Origin of the sequence: Bradyrhizobium sp. LMG 9283 (assembly GCF_045571415.1) — a bacterium.
GTDB lineage: Bacteria > Pseudomonadota > Alphaproteobacteria > Rhizobiales > Xanthobacteraceae > Bradyrhizobium.
Genome location: NZ_CP120691.1, coordinates 4,557,131 through 4,571,091, shown reverse-complemented (window position 1 = coordinate 4,571,091; position 13,961 = coordinate 4,557,131). Strand labels below are relative to the sequence as shown.

The 13,961-nt window shown below is 63.3% G+C and carries 14 protein-coding genes; 3 read left to right on the top strand and 11 right to left on the bottom strand.

The genetic code is table 11. The annotated features are described in order from the left end of the window. Window positions 1–4: 4 nt before the first annotated feature. The 4 genes from metG to P6U29_RS21575 all read right to left on the bottom strand — a co-directional run bounded on the left by metG (window position 5) and on the right by P6U29_RS21575 (window position 5,087). A complete protein-coding gene (gene metG / locus P6U29_RS21590) occupies window positions 5–1,981 on the bottom strand; it encodes a methionine--tRNA ligase (RefSeq protein WP_407112168.1) in 1,977 nt (658 codons plus the stop codon). Between the two features lie 111 nt (window positions 1,982–2,092). Beyond that, on the bottom strand, window positions 2,093–3,139 hold the full coding sequence (locus P6U29_RS21585) for a DNA polymerase III subunit delta' (protein WP_407112167.1): 1,047 nt from the start codon (window positions 3,137–3,139) through the stop codon (window positions 2,093–2,095). Next, window positions 3,136–3,822, bottom strand: a complete 687-nt coding sequence (tmk, locus tag P6U29_RS21580) for a dTMP kinase (protein WP_407112166.1) — start codon at window positions 3,820–3,822, stop codon at window positions 3,136–3,138. The genes P6U29_RS21585 and tmk overlap by 4 nt, the downstream gene beginning before the upstream one ends. A gap of 2 nt (window positions 3,823–3,824) precedes the next feature. Further along, the gene (locus P6U29_RS21575; RefSeq protein WP_407112165.1) at window positions 3,825–5,087 is read right to left on the bottom strand and encodes a D-alanyl-D-alanine carboxypeptidase family protein; all 1,263 of its coding nucleotides are present in this window, start codon (window positions 5,085–5,087) and stop codon (window positions 3,825–3,827) included. 153 nt (window positions 5,088–5,240) lie between these two features. On the opposite strand from P6U29_RS21575, the gene P6U29_RS21570 reads away from it, so the two are divergent. Further along, entirely contained in the window at window positions 5,241–6,197 is a 957-nt protein-coding gene (locus tag P6U29_RS21570) for an alpha/beta fold hydrolase (protein ID WP_407112163.1), read from the top strand. Here P6U29_RS21570 and P6U29_RS21565 read toward each other — a convergent pair. Both P6U29_RS21565 and P6U29_RS21560 read right to left on the bottom strand, forming a co-directional pair. Then, the gene (locus tag P6U29_RS21565) at window positions 6,191–7,117 is read right to left on the bottom strand and encodes a septal ring lytic transglycosylase RlpA family protein (protein ID WP_407112162.1); all 927 of its coding nucleotides are present in this window, start codon (window positions 7,115–7,117) and stop codon (window positions 6,191–6,193) included. The two genes, P6U29_RS21570 and P6U29_RS21565, sit on opposite strands and share 7 nt — an antisense overlap. A 950-nt stretch (window positions 7,118–8,067) precedes the next feature. Next, window positions 8,068–8,358 (bottom strand): hypothetical protein, encoded by a 291-nt coding sequence (locus P6U29_RS21560; protein ID WP_407112161.1) that lies wholly within the window; start codon window positions 8,356–8,358, stop codon window positions 8,068–8,070. A gap of 159 nt (window positions 8,359–8,517) precedes the next feature. Here P6U29_RS21560 and P6U29_RS21555 point away from each other — a divergent pair, with 159 nt between their 5' ends. Next, window positions 8,518–9,096, top strand: coding sequence for a TIGR00645 family protein (locus P6U29_RS21555; protein ID WP_407112160.1), 579 nt, complete (start codon window positions 8,518–8,520; stop codon window positions 9,094–9,096). Between the two features lie 16 nt (window positions 9,097–9,112). Here the strand turns inward: P6U29_RS21555 and P6U29_RS21550 are convergent, their stop codons facing one another. After that, window positions 9,113–9,433 carry a DUF1476 domain-containing protein gene (locus P6U29_RS21550; protein ID WP_407112159.1) on the bottom strand — a complete coding sequence of 107 codons (321 nt, stop codon included), beginning with the start codon at window positions 9,431–9,433 and terminating at the stop codon, window positions 9,113–9,115. A 253-nt stretch (window positions 9,434–9,686) separates the two neighbouring features. Here P6U29_RS21550 and P6U29_RS21545 point away from each other — a divergent pair, with 253 nt between their 5' ends. Beyond that, window positions 9,687–9,911 carry a hypothetical protein gene (locus P6U29_RS21545; protein ID WP_407112158.1) on the top strand — a complete coding sequence of 75 codons (225 nt, stop codon included), beginning with the start codon at window positions 9,687–9,689 and terminating at the stop codon, window positions 9,909–9,911. 157 nt (window positions 9,912–10,068) lie between these two features. Here the strand turns inward: P6U29_RS21545 and P6U29_RS21540 are convergent, their stop codons facing one another. The 4 genes from P6U29_RS21540 to P6U29_RS21525 form a co-directional block, all read right to left on the bottom strand. Then, window positions 10,069–10,260, bottom strand: coding sequence for a hypothetical protein (locus P6U29_RS21540; protein ID WP_122403255.1), 192 nt, complete (start codon window positions 10,258–10,260; stop codon window positions 10,069–10,071). A 202-nt stretch (window positions 10,261–10,462) separates the two neighbouring features. Next, window positions 10,463–11,170 carry an endonuclease/exonuclease/phosphatase family protein gene (locus P6U29_RS21535; protein ID WP_407112157.1) on the bottom strand — a complete coding sequence of 236 codons (708 nt, stop codon included), beginning with the start codon at window positions 11,168–11,170 and terminating at the stop codon, window positions 10,463–10,465. Beyond that, window positions 11,170–13,242, bottom strand: a complete 2,073-nt coding sequence (locus P6U29_RS21530) for a VTT domain-containing protein (RefSeq protein WP_407112156.1) — start codon at window positions 13,240–13,242, stop codon at window positions 11,170–11,172. Before P6U29_RS21530 ends, P6U29_RS21535 begins: the two co-directional genes overlap by 1 nt. A gap of 117 nt (window positions 13,243–13,359) precedes the next feature. Next, window positions 13,360–13,656, bottom strand: coding sequence for a hypothetical protein (locus P6U29_RS21525; RefSeq protein ID WP_407112155.1), 297 nt, complete (start codon window positions 13,654–13,656; stop codon window positions 13,360–13,362). Between the last annotated feature and the right edge of the window lie 305 nt (window positions 13,657–13,961).

Genomic DNA, 13,961 nt, shown 5'->3' with positions numbered 1-13,961 from the left:
GCCTTCAGGCCGCCGGCTCGACGTAGCGCGGGAACGCGGGCTTCGGCGCCGGCAGCGTCGAGCCCGGCGCGATACGCTTGCTTTCGCCGAGCATTGCGAAGCTGCGCTCGCCTTCAGGGATGCCCAGGCTGTCGAGCAGCAATGCGGAGGCTGTCGGCATCGCGGGCTGAGCCAGGATCGCGATCTGGCGCACGACTTCGGCGGTGACGTAGAGCACCGTCTTCTGCCTGGCAGGATCCGTCTTGGCGAGCGCCCACGGCGCCTCGCCCGCAAAATAGCGGTTGGCTTCCGCGACCACGGCCCAGACGGCGTTGAGCCATTGATGAATCTGCTGCGTCGCCATGGCCTCACGGGACGCTGCGATCATGCCATCGGCCATCGCCAGGATCGCCTTATCGTTGTCGCTGAACTCGCCGGGCTTCGGCAGCACGCCGCCGAGCTGCTTTGCGATCATCGACAACGAGCGCTGCGCGAGGTTGCCGAGATCGTTGGCGAGATCGGCATTGACGCGCGCCACGATGGCCTCGTGGTTATAGTTGCCGTCCTGGCCGAACGGCACCTCGCGCAGAAAGAAATAGCGCATCTGATCGACGCCATACTGGTCGGCGAGGTTGAAGGGATCGACGACGTTGCCGACCGACTTCGACATCTTCTCGCCCCTGTTGAACAGGAAGCCGTGGGCATAGACCCGCCTCGGCAGCGGGATCCCGGCCGACAGAAGGAAGGCCGGCCAATACACTGCATGGAAGCGGATGATGTCTTTGCCGATGATGTGCACGTCGGCTGGCCAGTAGCGCCAGTTCTTGTCGCTCTCATCGGGGAAACCGACGCCGGTGATGTAGTTCGTCAGCGCGTCGACCCAGACATACATCACGTGCTCTTGGTCGCCGGGCACCTTCACGCCCCAATCGAAGGTGGTGCGCGAGATCGAGAGATCGCGCAGGCCGCCCTTGACGAAGCTCACCACTTCGTTCTTGCGGGAGTCCGGCCCGATGAAATCAGGATGATCCGCGTAGAGCTTGAGCAGCTTGTCCTGGTAAGCCGAGAGGCGGAAGAAATAGCTCTTCTCCTCGACCCATTCCACCGGCGTGCCCTGCGGCCCGAGGCGCACGCCGTCCTCGTTCACGCGCGTCTCGTCCTCGGCGTAATAGGCCTCGTCACGGACCGAGTACCAGCCCGAATAGGTGTCGGCATAGATGTCGCCGTTCGCTTCCATGCGCCGCCAGATTTCCTGGCTGGAGCGGTGATGCTGCTCCTCGGTGGTGCGGATGAAGCGGTCGAACGACACGTTCAGACACTCGTCCATCTCCTTGAAGCGGCCGGCATTGCGGGTGGCGAGCGCGGAGGCGGACATGCCTTCGCTGGCCGCCGTCTGAACCATCTTCTGTCCGTGCTCGTCGGTGCCGGTCAGGAAGAACACGTCCTTGCCGTCGAGCCGCGCAAAGCGCGCCAGCACGTCGGTCGCGATCGCCTCATAGGCGTGACCGATATGCGGGCTGCCGTTGGGATAGGCGATCGCCGTCGTGATGTAGAAGACGTTGTCGCGCGCGGGCGCGACCGCGGGCGCGGCGGTTTGCGGAGCGGCGACGGAGTTCGGCGCGCGCGGGGTCTTGGGTTTCGATATCTTGGGCTTCACAGCCTTCGGCGGCGCGACCACAGGAGCCGGTGCGGCGGTCACGGCAGGCGCAGCCGGCTTTCTCGCAACCTTCTTCGCCGCAGCCTTGCCCGGCTTTTTGGCAGCGGATTTTTTCGAAGTCTTCTTGGCGACGACCTGCTTCTTCGCGGCCTTCTTGCCGGCCTTCTTTGTCGTCGACGCTGCCCTCTTCGTCACGCCCTTCTTGGCGGCAGACTTCTTGGCCTTCTTGACGGCTTTGGTCGCGCGCGCCTTCACTGCTTTCCTGGCGGCTTTCTTAACGGCCTTCTTAGCAACCTTCTTCTTGCTGCTCTTGCCTTTAGCGGTCTTCTTAGCTCGCGTTGCCACCACGAATTCCTTTACCGGCTTATCCGAAATTTGGAAACGAACCTGCGTTCGGTTATTGTTTTGAGCATGATCCTTTCGGAAAACCGCTACACACTTTTCCGGGATCATGCTCTAGCGCGTTGCGTCCGCCAGCCAGCCGAACACCGAGAAAACCAAGGGCTTTCGCTCCAGATTGTAGGTTTCGGTGTCGCGCGCGGCGCGGACGATCTTTTCCCATACCTCAGCTAGGCGCGCAAGGCGCGCCAAGTTCTGGTTGGCATTGGCCTCATCCGCATGCAGGCGCTTCGCGATCCAGCGGTCGATGCCGTCGATGAAGGCGGCAAGCGCGACGCGGTCGCTGGTGCCGAGCGAATCGCCCAGCGTGTGCAATTCGCGAGGATCAACCTGCGGCAGGCGCGCAAGTAGGGCCGCCGTGCGCTGCTGAAGCTTCAGCGCGTCGCCACCGAGCAGCGTCAGCGCTCGTGCGACGCTTCCTTCGGAAGCCTCGGCCGCCTCGCGCAGCGCCGGATCGTTCGGATCGAGCTCGGCCGCCGAAGCTGCAGCCCCGATCACATCATCCATGGCGAGCGGCCGCAGGCGCAGCTTGCGGCAGCGCGACTGGATCGTGGCAAGCACCCGCGCGGGCGCGTGGCTCACCAAAAGGAACAGCGATTGCTGCGGCGGCTCCTCGAGAATTTTCAGAAGCGCGTTGGCCGCGTTTGGATTGAGCTCGTCGACCGTATCGACGATGCAGACGCGCCAGCCTTCGGCCGCCGCGGTCGAGCCAAAGAATGCGATCGTCTCCCGCGTCTCGTCCACGGTGATCACGGTGCGCATCACGCCGCGATCGTTGGCGGTACGCTCCAGCGTCAGCAGGCCGCCATGCGAGCTGGCAGCCACCTGCCGCGCCACGGCGTCGTCAGGATCGATCGCAAGGTCTTCGGCGCGCTGCACGGCGGGCGCGAGCGGCTGAGAATGGGCGAGCACGAAGCGCGCCATACGATAGGCCAGCGTCGCCTTGCCGATCCCTTGCGGTCCGCCGATCAGCCAGGCATGCGGAATACGCCCGCTGCGATAGGCCGCAAGCAGCGCGGCCTCGGCCTCGCGATGGCCGAACAGCCGCGATGTCTCGCGCGGATGCGGAATGGCGGTTTCGCGCTCGGCCTGACGCGGGCTCATGCGGAAATCACCGATGCAGGCGTGGGGAGCAGACGCTCGCGCAGCGCGGTCCAGACGCGCCCGGCGACCGTGTCCGGGTCGGAATTGGCGTCGATCAGCACGCAGCGCGCGGGATCCTCCTCAGCGATCTTGCGATAGGCCTCGCGCAGGCCCTGATGGAAGCTGAGCTTCTCGGCCTCGAACCTGTCAGGCGTGCCGCTGCCACGGCGCGCGGCGGCGCGTTGCAGGCCGATCTCGACCGGCAAGTCGAGGATGATGGTGAGATCGGGCTTGAGATCGCCGATGGTGACCCTTTGCATGGCGTTGATCAGGCCCTCGGGTACGCGGCCAAGGCTGCCCTGATAGGCCCGCGTCGAGTCGGCGAAGCGGTCGCAGAGCACCCAGGTGCCCTGATTCAGCGCAGGCTGGATCACGGTGCGGACATGGTCATCGCGCGCGGCGGCAAACAGCAGCGTCTCCGCCTCGGGGCCGAGCAGCTTGCCCATGCCCGACAGCACCAGATGACGCATGATCTCGGCGCCCGGCGAGCCGCCCGGCTCACGTGTGACCCTGACGCGCAGCTTTGCCGCCTTGAGGCGGTCAGCGAGCTTCTTGATCTGGGTCGACTTGCCCGTGCCCTCGCCGCCTTCAAAGGTGATGAAGCGTCCGCGTCCGGACGGCCGCTGTGCCGCGCTCTCACTCATGATCAGAGCTTCTCGGCGCCCGCGCGGAACATGCCGATCACGAGCTCGCTGGCGCCATCAATCGCGCGGCGCATGGTCGAGCCGGTGCCAACAGCCTCGGCCGCATAGACCGGCGTCTCGACGGCAATGTTGCCGCTGCGCCAGACCTTGACGACGCCGACCTGCTGGCCGGCCTCAATCGGTGCCCGCACCGGGCCGCTATAGACGATGCGCGCAATCAGCTTGTCGCTGCCATTCTTGTGCACCATCACCTTCACCGGCGTCTTCGCCACGAGCTTGACCGACCGGCTCTCGCCGCCGAACACCTTGGCGTAACCGACAGGCTGCTCGGCCGCGATCAGCGTGCGGGTCTCGAAATTGCGAAAACCCCATTCGAGCATCTTCTTGGCTTCGGTGGCGCGGTCATCGGGATCCTCGAGACCATTGACGACCACGATCAACCGCGTGCCGTTCTGCACGGCCGAGCCCACCATGCCATAGCCGCCTTCCTTGGTGTAGCCGGTCTTGAGACCGTCAGCGCCTTCCATCGAATTGAGCAGCGGATTGCGGTTGGGCTGGCGGATCTTGTTCCAGGTGAACTCCTTCTCGCCGAACAGTTTGTAGAACTCGGGGTAGTCCAGAATGATATGCCGGGCGAGGATGCCGAGCTCGCGCACCGTCATCTTGTTGCCCGGGTCGGGCAAGCCGTTGGAATTGGCGAAGGTCGATCTGGTGAGGCCGAGCTCGCGCGCACGCTTGGTCATGAAATCGGCGGCAAAGATGCGCTCATTGCCCGCCATGGCTTCGGCAAGCGCAATGCAGGCGTCGTTGCCGCTCTGGATGATCGCGCCGTGGAGGAGATCGTCAACCGAGACCTTGCTGTTGATGGCGGCGAACATGGTCGAGCCGCCCGAGGGCGCCCCGCCCCTGCGCCAGGCATTCTCGCTGATCCGGTACTCGTCGGTCAGCTTGATGTCGCCCTTCTTGATGGCATTGAAGACGACCTCTGCCGTCATTAGCTTCATCATGCTGGAGGGCGCGCGCAGCTCGTCGGCGTTCTTCTCGAACAGTACGCTGCCTGAGGAGGCTTCGATCAGGATCGCGGTCGGAGCATCGCCGTCGAAGCCGGCATCTTCCGCTTTCTTGGCGCCCTGGACGCTCTGGTTGGCGGCATAGAGTGCCCCGCCCCAGCCGATGCCCGCCACCAAAACCGTCGCGATCAGGCCGCGCGCCAGCGTGCCGGCGCTGGGCCAGTTGCGACGAAGCGAAGGGAGACGAAATGCCATGGCGAAGCCCTGAGAGAGGCGTTCTAACAGCTGGAACAGATGCGAACAACACGCGGTTGGACGCTGTCCCTGAGATTGCACGATTCTCGTGGCGCCCCTATCGTGGCATCTCATGTTTCCCGACCAAACCCCTGAAACAAGGCGGAAAAGCGAATGTCCTCAACCCGGATGATCAAGGCCAATGGGGTCGAGCTGTTCGTTCGCGAAGCCGGCCAGGGTCCGCTGGTGGTGCTGTGCCATGGCTGGCCGGAACTGTCCTACTCCTGGCGCCACCAGATCCCCGCACTCGCCGCGGCCGGGTTTCACGTCGTCGCCCCCGACATGCGCGGCTACGGCCAGAGCGCAGCGCCGCCCGATGTGAGCGCCTACTCGATCTTCGACACGGTCGGCGACGTCGTCGGCCTCGTCCAGGCGCTGGGTGAAACCAGGGCGATGGTGGTCGGCCACGACTGGGGCGCTCCGGTCGCCTGGCACGCGGCGCTGTTCCGCCCCGACATCTTCACCGCCGTCGCGGGCCTGAGCGTTCCGCCGCCATTTCGCGGCCGCGGCAAGCCGCTCGAATTGTTGCGCCAGGGCGGCGTCACCAATTTCTACTGGCAGTATTTCCAGGCGCCCGGCGTCGCCGAGGCCGAGCTCGAGCGTGACGTCGCCCGAACCATGCGCATCGTGCTCGGCGGACGGGGCCTCGCCGATCCCACCGCGGCCATGTTCGTGCAGGAGGGCAAGGGCTTCCTCGGCCATGCAGGCGCCGAGGAGCCGCTGCCCGGCTGGCTGAGCGAGGCTGATCTGGCCTATTTCACCGAAAGCTTCCGCAAGTCCGGCTTCCGCGGCGGGCTGAACTGGTACCGCAATATCGACCGCAATTGGGAGCTGACCGCACCCTGGCAGGACGCGCAGATCCACCAGCCGTCGCTCTTCATCGCCGGCTCAAAAGACGCCGTGATCACCGGCCTGATCGGCGCCAAGCGCGTCAACGAGCTCGAACGCGTGCTGCCTAATCTGAAGCAAAGGCTGATCATTGAGGGCGCCGGCCATTGGGTGCAGCAGGAGCGCCCCGACGAGGTGAACGCGGCGCTGGTGAAATTCCTGACGGCGAGCGCGGCTCAGTAGAGCCCGCGGCCGCTCAGGATGCTGCGGGCCTCGGCGGCGCCATCGGCCGATGAGGGAGCACTCTCGCTCGCGTAGCGGCCGTCCTCGTCATAGGATACCGCGCGGGCGTTGTGGAGCGCCCGGCCCCGGCTGCGGCTCGTTGCCGACATTTCCGAGGTCGCGTTGAGCGAGGCCATGTCGGCCGCGCTGTTGCCGAGATTGTAGGGCCGCCCCTCCGGCATCGGGACCTCGCCGCGAATGGCGCCACGGGTCGAGGACGGCAGCTCGGGCACGAACGGCTTGGCCGAGGCGACCCGGACCATCGAGGGCGATGGTGCCGGAACGCCGGTGCGCAGGGTCGCTAGAAGCTGACGATCGTCGGAGCCTTCAAGCGGCGCCCGGCCGACATATTCGACCCGCACCCTGGCAACGCCATTGCCTTTGAATTCAAGGAGTTCGGCGGCCTTGTTCGAGACGTCGATGAGGCGGTTGCCATGATAGGGCCCGCGGTCGTTGACGCGGACGATCAGCGACTTGCCGTTCGAGATATTGGTCACCCGCGCGTAGGACGGCATCGGCAGGGTCGGATGCGCCGCCGTCAGCGAGGTCATGTCGAACACTTCGCCATTGGCGGTCAGGCGACCATGGAAATCATCGCCGTACCAGGACGCCAAGCCCTCGGCGCGGTAGTTGACGTCCTCCTCCGGCACGTAAGTCTTACCCGCCACGACATAGGGCTTGCCGACGCGGTAGGTGCCGCCGCCCTTCGGGACCGGATCGCCCCAGGCCACCACCCGGGGGCTCGAGGACACGCCGTATTTCGGATCGACGCGGCTGGCGAACTTGTTCGAGGAGGCGCAATTGGCGAGCACAACGCAAGTTGCGACCGCCGCAACACCGCGCGCGGCCCGCAAAACCGAATCTGATCGTTGGATCCCCATGCGCCCCAAATACCACTTCGCCGGAAGCGTACCCAGCCCACTTTGGCTACGGGGGGAGCGCTGTCCGGTCCTTTGATTTCCGAGACGGCCCACCACCGCGCCGGAAGTGGTAAGGATAACGCAACCCGAACACGGCGGAAATGGGGAGCCCGCGGCGATCACGTCAGGATGGTAAACGCCACGTTCGCTTCTCCCCCGTCGGTCTACGGAGCTGAGGCGCCTTCTCTGTGCCACTCCTGGACATTCTGTTGCGCCAAATCCTCACTCCACCCCCATTGTCACGCCGCTCACCGAAATTCTTTTGACTGTGCAAGGCTGCACGCGTTCTCTCGGATGCAAGGGCGGGATTTGGAATTTAACGATGATCGAGACGGTTTCGGCACTGATGGGTCTGGTAAGCGCGGGGATCTTCCTGGCCCATGCGTTTGAAGGTTACCGCACGAGGGCCTAAGGCACTCGCGCGGGCGGCAAGCATCACCTCTTTCAAGGCGGCACGTTCGGACAATTTGATCGATCCGATCGAGCATCGAAGACGAGAGCGGCAGGTGTCCCATGCGCAACCATGACCTCGTATCCGATGGCTTCCTGGCCTTGACCGCCGGCGGCTTGGTGCTGCTCTGTTCGAGTCTCGTGGCCCTGGCGTTTGCCTGAGGCGCATCTCCTGGTTTTCCGGCGCAGCTCCGCCGAGGCGCAGCAAGCGTCCGGCTCTCATTCAGTTGATTGAATTTCTGCGTCCGGCGCCTCGACTAATTTCCAGAGGCCCATCACCAATGAGGGTGACGCAAATGCTTGCCGAGAAATTCTTCCTGGTACTGGAATCCCTGATCCGCGGCGACCGCACCTATCCGGATGGAAGTCCCCGGGTCATCAGCACCTCCCCGCACGTACCGATGAAGCTGCCGGCACAGAGATAGCCCACACGGTCCTGAGCCGGGGCCACCACGTGCCGCTCAGCGCAGACCCAATAGCGAACGGCGATAAAGGCTGTCGCGGGCCTCACTTAGGCAGACGAAGCTGCCGTCGAAGCCCTGGCTGTAACGCTTCTGACCCTTGCGGTAGTAGACGCCTTTCCTGAAATCGAGCCAGACCACCCTGTCGTGCGGGCAATGACGCTGCGCCTGAGCCTCGTAGCGAAACGGCGTCAGCGGCGTCGCCGAGACCTCGGCGCCGCCTGCACCAACCAGCATGGCGCCCGCGCATGCGATTGGGCCGAACCTCCTGCCAAAGCCGCTTCCAGACACGCCCCACCTCCGGTTCGTCGCCGTCGCGCGACGGCCGATCTGCACGGTAGCACGAAACGGCACTGTCCTTGGAAGGCGGCAACCGCGTCGCGTCTTCCACCGGCCATCTTGTCGCGGTACATGATGGCCAGATCATCTCGATGCGAGGGGGCTGCCTGCATGTCGGTTGAGCCTGAGATCAGGACTGGCCCCCGCCCGCCTTCGCCGCAGCTCGGCCTGCTGCCGATGATCATCTTCGGCTCGCGCTGGCTGCAGCTGCCGCTCTATCTCGGGCTGATCGTGGCGCAATGCGTCTACATCGCGCTGTTCCTCAAGGAGCTCTGGCACCTCTCCTGGCACGCCCTCGACCTCACAGAGCAGCAGATCATGATGAGCGTGCTGGCGCTGATCGACGTCGTGATGATCTCCAATCTGCTGGTGATGGTCATCGTCGGCGGCTACGAGACGTTCGTTTCGCGGCTCGACCTCCAGGGCCATCCCGACGAGCCGGAATGGCTCGGCCACGTCAATGCGAGCGTCCTGAAGATCAAGCTCGCCATGGCCATCATCGGCATCTCCTCGATCGCGCTGCTGCGCACCTTCATTGAGGCGGGTAATCTCGGCTCTGACCGCGCCGGCTTCACTGAGACCGGCGTGATGTGGCAGGTGCTGATCCATATCACCTTCATCGTCTCGGCGCTCGGCATCGCCTATGTCGACAGGCTCAGCGAGTCGGGTATGCGCAGGCACGCCGAATGAAGCCCTGCGGCCGGCCTCATTGCTTGTCCATTTCGAGCTGCGCCCGCGCCTGGTGCAGACATTCCTGAAGCTTCTGAGCGACCTGCTCACGCGCGACGCCCTTGTCTGCGAGATCGCCTGATACCTTGCGGACGACGTCGTCGATCGTCCGGCTCTCCAGATGATCCGTCACCAGCGCGGTTGCGTAGCTCACCGCGGCATCGCCGCTGAGCCCGAGCTGGCTTGCCGCCCACAGCCCGAGCAGCTTGTTGGACCGCGCGGTGGCCTTGAACATGAATTCCTCGTCGTGGGCGAATTTGGCCTCAAAGCCCTGCTCGCGCTTGTCGAACGTGGTCATGGTCAGCTCCATCTGGTTTCGCTGATGCGGATCGGACCTGCTGGGAGCGAACGTCTCCGCGGTTCACGTCAGTTTAGGATCATTTGAAGCTTCCTCCCGGAAGCCGAACTCCGTCAAGCCTGGCGATGCGCCCCAGGCCGGGTGCACGGGAGGCGCCAGCCCCGCGCCAGTCAATTCGCTTAAGCTTGGGATTGTTTACCATTCGTTAAGCAGACTCGGCGTCGCATGGCGCGGAGACATCGAGAGCTGACGCATGAACAGAGAGCTGCGGGAGTTTCGACGGCTTGAACGGGTCTGCCTGGAGCAGGCCGCCCTCTCCACCCTGGACCTCGCGCGTAGCGGGCTGCTGAAGGTCGCCGACGACTGTCGCATCGCGGCCGAAGCGATCGAGGCGCAATCGCCCCGTGGAGTGTTTGCGGAAGCCGTCCAGGCGCTCAAGCTGGCCTTGAGCACAAATGGGACATCCAAGCGGCACTAAAGTGCGATGAGATCAGGACGAATCGTCATCGCGCTTTAGGTTATTGTTTGAGCATGATCTTTTCGGAAAACCGCTGCACACTTTTCCGGATCGTGCTCTAGCGGCCGGAACTCCGCCGGGAAAAGCGATTCAGAGATTGGGCGGCGTGCGCGTTCGCTCAGCCTTTCGCTGCCGCTGCTTCACGCGCCAGCCGCTCGGCTTTCAGCCGTTCCTTGTTGGCGTAAAACGCCTTCTGCGCCGCTTCATAATCGCGCATGGCCTTCTCCGCCTCGATCCGGCGTGCCGCATCGCGCGCGTGGCGCTGTTCGGGGGTCAAGGGTTTGCGTCGGAAGGAAAGGTCTTCAGTCATGCCAAATCAACGTAGCGGCAAGGAAAAAGTTCCGCTTGGGTGAGCCCAAGCGCTGCCGCAATAACTCGCGAAACAACCCCATGCACAGTAGCTAAGTCCCGCTGCGACAACGCCTTTTGTATCCGCGCAAAGGCCGGTTTGACCCGTCGGACGAAACAGTCGCACTGCCGTCTTCGGAGATCACAACGAAAGCTGATCGGTCTCACGAAGATCCTCTTTCATCAGCCGACGGCATCTCAATCTCGATGTCTGCAAGCACAGGCAAATGGTCTGAATAGGCCCTTGCCTCTCGATCGGTCCAAACGTTCCCGAGCCGGCTGTCGGGCGTTGCATAGATCCTGTCGAGTCGTAGAAGGGGTAAGCGCGCCGGGAAGGTTCGAAGCCGCGTACGGTTTGGACAGACCTGCGCGAGCACGCGCCGCACCGACTTCACCCAGAACCAGTCGTTGAAATCACCGAGGACGACGGTCCTTCCAGGTTTCACGAGGCTCGCCAGGGCCTGAGCTTGCGCATAGCGCTCGTGGATACTCAGGCCGAGATGAGTGGCGACCACCCGGACGTCGCCAAAAGACGTAAGCAATCCCGTGGCAATTGCTCTGCGTGGTTCCCGCTCCCGATACGACACGTCGACGATCTCGGGCACGCTGGAGAACGGAAAGCGGCTCAGGAGCATCTGACCGTATTCGCCATCCTCAGTGACGATCGACTTGGCGTGAACGCGGTGATCGCCGACGACACTCGCCAGCTTCGCGAACGGATCGTCCGACCGCGATCGCGAATCCACCTCCTGAAGCGCGACGACATCCGGCGACCACTTGCGAATGATGGAGCATACCCCCTCCAGATCGAACGTCGGATTGAGATTGAACGTGCCATGCACATTCCACGTCATGAAGCGCATCGGCGCCATCAGCGCCTCCCGGCCAGCCACGTCGCGACGAATTGTGCGCCTGCGCAGATCCCGAGCCAGCCCAGAAACGCCAGGATCAATAGCAATATGTTGCTCCAGGAGGCATTCCTGGCCAGATCCGCGATCTGAGCTCCCAGAACGGCCATGGCGAGAATCCCAGGCATCATGCCCAGCAGAGTTCCAACCAGGAAGTCGCGAAGCGGCAGCGTGCTCGCCCCGGCCACGACATTCACCAACGAGAATGGTGCCACGGGAATCATACGGATGACCACGACAGCCAGAATGCCCTTGCCTACGACACGTTCCTGGATGCGCCCCGCACGTCGGCCGAGCAACTTCTGGAGGCGTTCTCGGCCAAGTGACCGTCCGATCACAAAAAGGACGAACGCGCTGAGCAAGACTCCGGCCATTGCGGTGACGAAGCCCAGCCATGGCCCGAGTGCGGCAGCAGTAGCTGCAATGAGCACGAGAACCGGAAACACGACCAGCCCGCCGACGACAAAAGCGGTGATCGCGAACAGTGGACCCCAGATGGACTGCGAGTAGGCAGACAGTAGAGCCGAGATATGCGCGGCGTCGGCAAAATCAGTTAACGACGTGTACGACCAAGCCATTCCCAGTCCGAAAAGCCCGACCGCTATCAGCGCAATGCCAATTATGGTCTTCGTGCGCCACATACGCGATGCCGCCCGTTCCAGATGAAGAGGCCGCTCAGGATCCGCCACGGGCTGAACCATTGTGGCCAGAGTACTGGTCAGGATCGAGCACTCCACGTCCCGCAGCGTCTTCGCCCCATCGGCGCTCGCCACGTCGTCCAGCAGAGCGAAAAGACGATGCTCGTTTTGCCCTATGATCTGTTCGTCGAGACCACAGAAATGGGCGATCAGGCGGCGGCGGACCGACGCGATGAAATCCCGATGCTCCTCGGTTGCGGCTTCAAAAATCAGGTCACATTCGCTGTCGGCACCCATCGACCGATTGTTCAGGTTGGCCGAGCCGATCCTCAAGATCCTGTTATCGACAATCATGAGCTTGCTGTGCACCATCACGGCAGCGTCCGTGTCCCCGCTGTGTGAGACCGGGTAGACGAAGCGGATGCGGTCTGCGATTCCCGCCACGCTGAAGCAGTCGATGAAGGCCCCGCGGCCGTTTTGCATGGCTTGGGATTCCAGCCATGAGGCGTGCAGCTTCGGAGCGACGACCAGAACCCGAAGCGAAGGCACGCGGAGCATCTGCTCCGCCAGTTCACGCGCGATCTTGATGGCGCTGGTAAACTGGTTCTCGATGTAAACGAAGGTCGTTGCGGACCGGATCGCTGAAATCAACGAGCGTTCGACCTCGTTGATGGTCGCGCCTGCAGGGCAGACGACCTCGGTCCTGGCGATACCCACCGGCATGTGCTCGACCTCGACCGGTACATTCGCCGGCCACCGACCGCTCTTCGGCGCGCGCCGGTCGTGGGCTTTTTGACCTGCCGCACGCCAGCGCCCTTCCGCAATGTCGAATAGCGACACCGCAGCCTCCCCGTCGACCATGCATTGAACATCATGGAAGGGCGGGTATGGCTTGCCGTCAGGGTCGCAGCGCAATTCGTGAACGGCGCGATGCTCGCTCGTGTCCCAGCGCCTGATCGTCAGGTCGAGCCCGCCGACGAACGCCAGTGAACCGTCGATACAGACGATCTTCTGGTGTTGGGCCGAACCAAACGGAAGCGTGGCATCCAGATGAAATCGGACGCGGCCATATGTTTCGGCGGTAAATTTCGCCGCGGAGTTCCATTCCCTTTCGGAGGCGTAAAACGAGACGAAGTCCCAGACGAGAATGTTGATTCGCAAGGTGGGACGGCGATGAACGAGCGCGCGCAGGAATGCGCCGAGTTGTTCCGGCAAGCCGTCATCCGCGCGTCCGGAAGCGCCGACCAGCCTGGTTTCACTATGGATATCCCATCCGATGATGTAGACGAGATCCTGCGCCTCCAGCAGCGCTTGCCGTAGAGCCGCGAAATAAGCGGCAGCATCGTTCAGAACCGCCACACGCGCTTCACACCGCCGCCAGACGGTGTCGCCGGGCATCAGGGTCGATGAACTCTGAAGCAGGTGGACCTCGCAATTCGCGTTTTCGTCTAAACGCGCTGGAGGCTCAAGGGGTTCCACGTCCTGAGGGGTGCGGTTCAGTGTGTGCGAATGCCGTTACTTGGTACGCACAGTCTTTGCACCGGCGCTCCTCAAGGCATCTGCGATCTTCTCGGGCGCATCGCCGTGAAAATCCACGGACACCTCGATCGGACCTTCCAGCTTCTGCCGCCCCTCCGGCGCGGGCGAAGCCTTGACGTCGCTACCTGCCGGACGGGTCCCCACCGTGTTGGCATCGCCGGCGGCTTGAACGAACACATCGCTTCGCGGCACGCCGCATTCCTGCACGACATGCTCAACCGCGAGCTCGGCGCCGCGGCGCGTATCGAATTCCCCGATGATCGTACTTTCCACAAGCGCTCTCCATGAGTGGGGTGAGAGTGCGAACAACAGGCCAGCCAAGGCCAAGTTCCTGAAAGCTTCGGACGTGTTTCTCGATGGCGTGGAGGATCGATCTGAACGGCTCGCTGACGCTTAGAATCGAACTATCCCGAACAGGAAGAGAAGCGCGACAGTGACCAAGCCCGAGATCAGAAGCGAGCCGAGACATCCCAGCCGGTTCGAGAAAAAGAAGAACATGCGTTGCCCGCTGTAAGCTTCGTGCCGGCTAAGTTTTCCAGTTGGACAGCGTTCCTGATGCGCTCAATTTGTACCGGCGT

Excerpts from the sequence above, each read along its gene's own strand:
- P6U29_RS21585 (WP_407112167.1), bottom strand. The coding sequence starts at position 3,139 with ATGAGCCCGCGTCAGGCCGAGCGCGAAACCGCCATTCCGCATCCGCGC.
- tmk (WP_407112166.1), bottom strand. The coding sequence starts at position 3,822 with ATGAGTGAGAGCGCGGCACAGCGGCCGTCCGGACGCGGACGCTTCATC.
- P6U29_RS21575 (WP_407112165.1), bottom strand. The coding sequence starts at position 5,087 with ATGGCATTTCGTCTCCCTTCGCTTCGTCGCAACTGGCCCAGCGCCGGC.
- P6U29_RS21570 (WP_407112163.1), top strand. The coding sequence starts at position 5,241 with ATGTCCTCAACCCGGATGATCAAGGCCAATGGGGTCGAGCTGTTCGTT.
- P6U29_RS21565 (WP_407112162.1), bottom strand. The coding sequence starts at position 7,117 with ATGGGGATCCAACGATCAGATTCGGTTTTGCGGGCCGCGCGCGGTGTT.
- P6U29_RS21555 (WP_407112160.1), top strand. The coding sequence starts at position 8,518 with ATGTCGGTTGAGCCTGAGATCAGGACTGGCCCCCGCCCGCCTTCGCCG.
- P6U29_RS21550 (WP_407112159.1), bottom strand. The coding sequence starts at position 9,433 with ATGACCACGTTCGACAAGCGCGAGCAGGGCTTTGAGGCCAAATTCGCC.
- P6U29_RS21545 (WP_407112158.1), top strand. The coding sequence starts at position 9,687 with ATGAACAGAGAGCTGCGGGAGTTTCGACGGCTTGAACGGGTCTGCCTG.
- P6U29_RS21540 (WP_122403255.1), bottom strand. The coding sequence starts at position 10,260 with ATGACTGAAGACCTTTCCTTCCGACGCAAACCCTTGACCCCCGAACAG.
- P6U29_RS21535 (WP_407112157.1), bottom strand. The coding sequence starts at position 11,170 with ATGGCGCCGATGCGCTTCATGACGTGGAATGTGCATGGCACGTTCAAT.
- P6U29_RS21530 (WP_407112156.1), bottom strand. The coding sequence starts at position 13,242 with ATGCCCGGCGACACCGTCTGGCGGCGGTGTGAAGCGCGTGTGGCGGTT.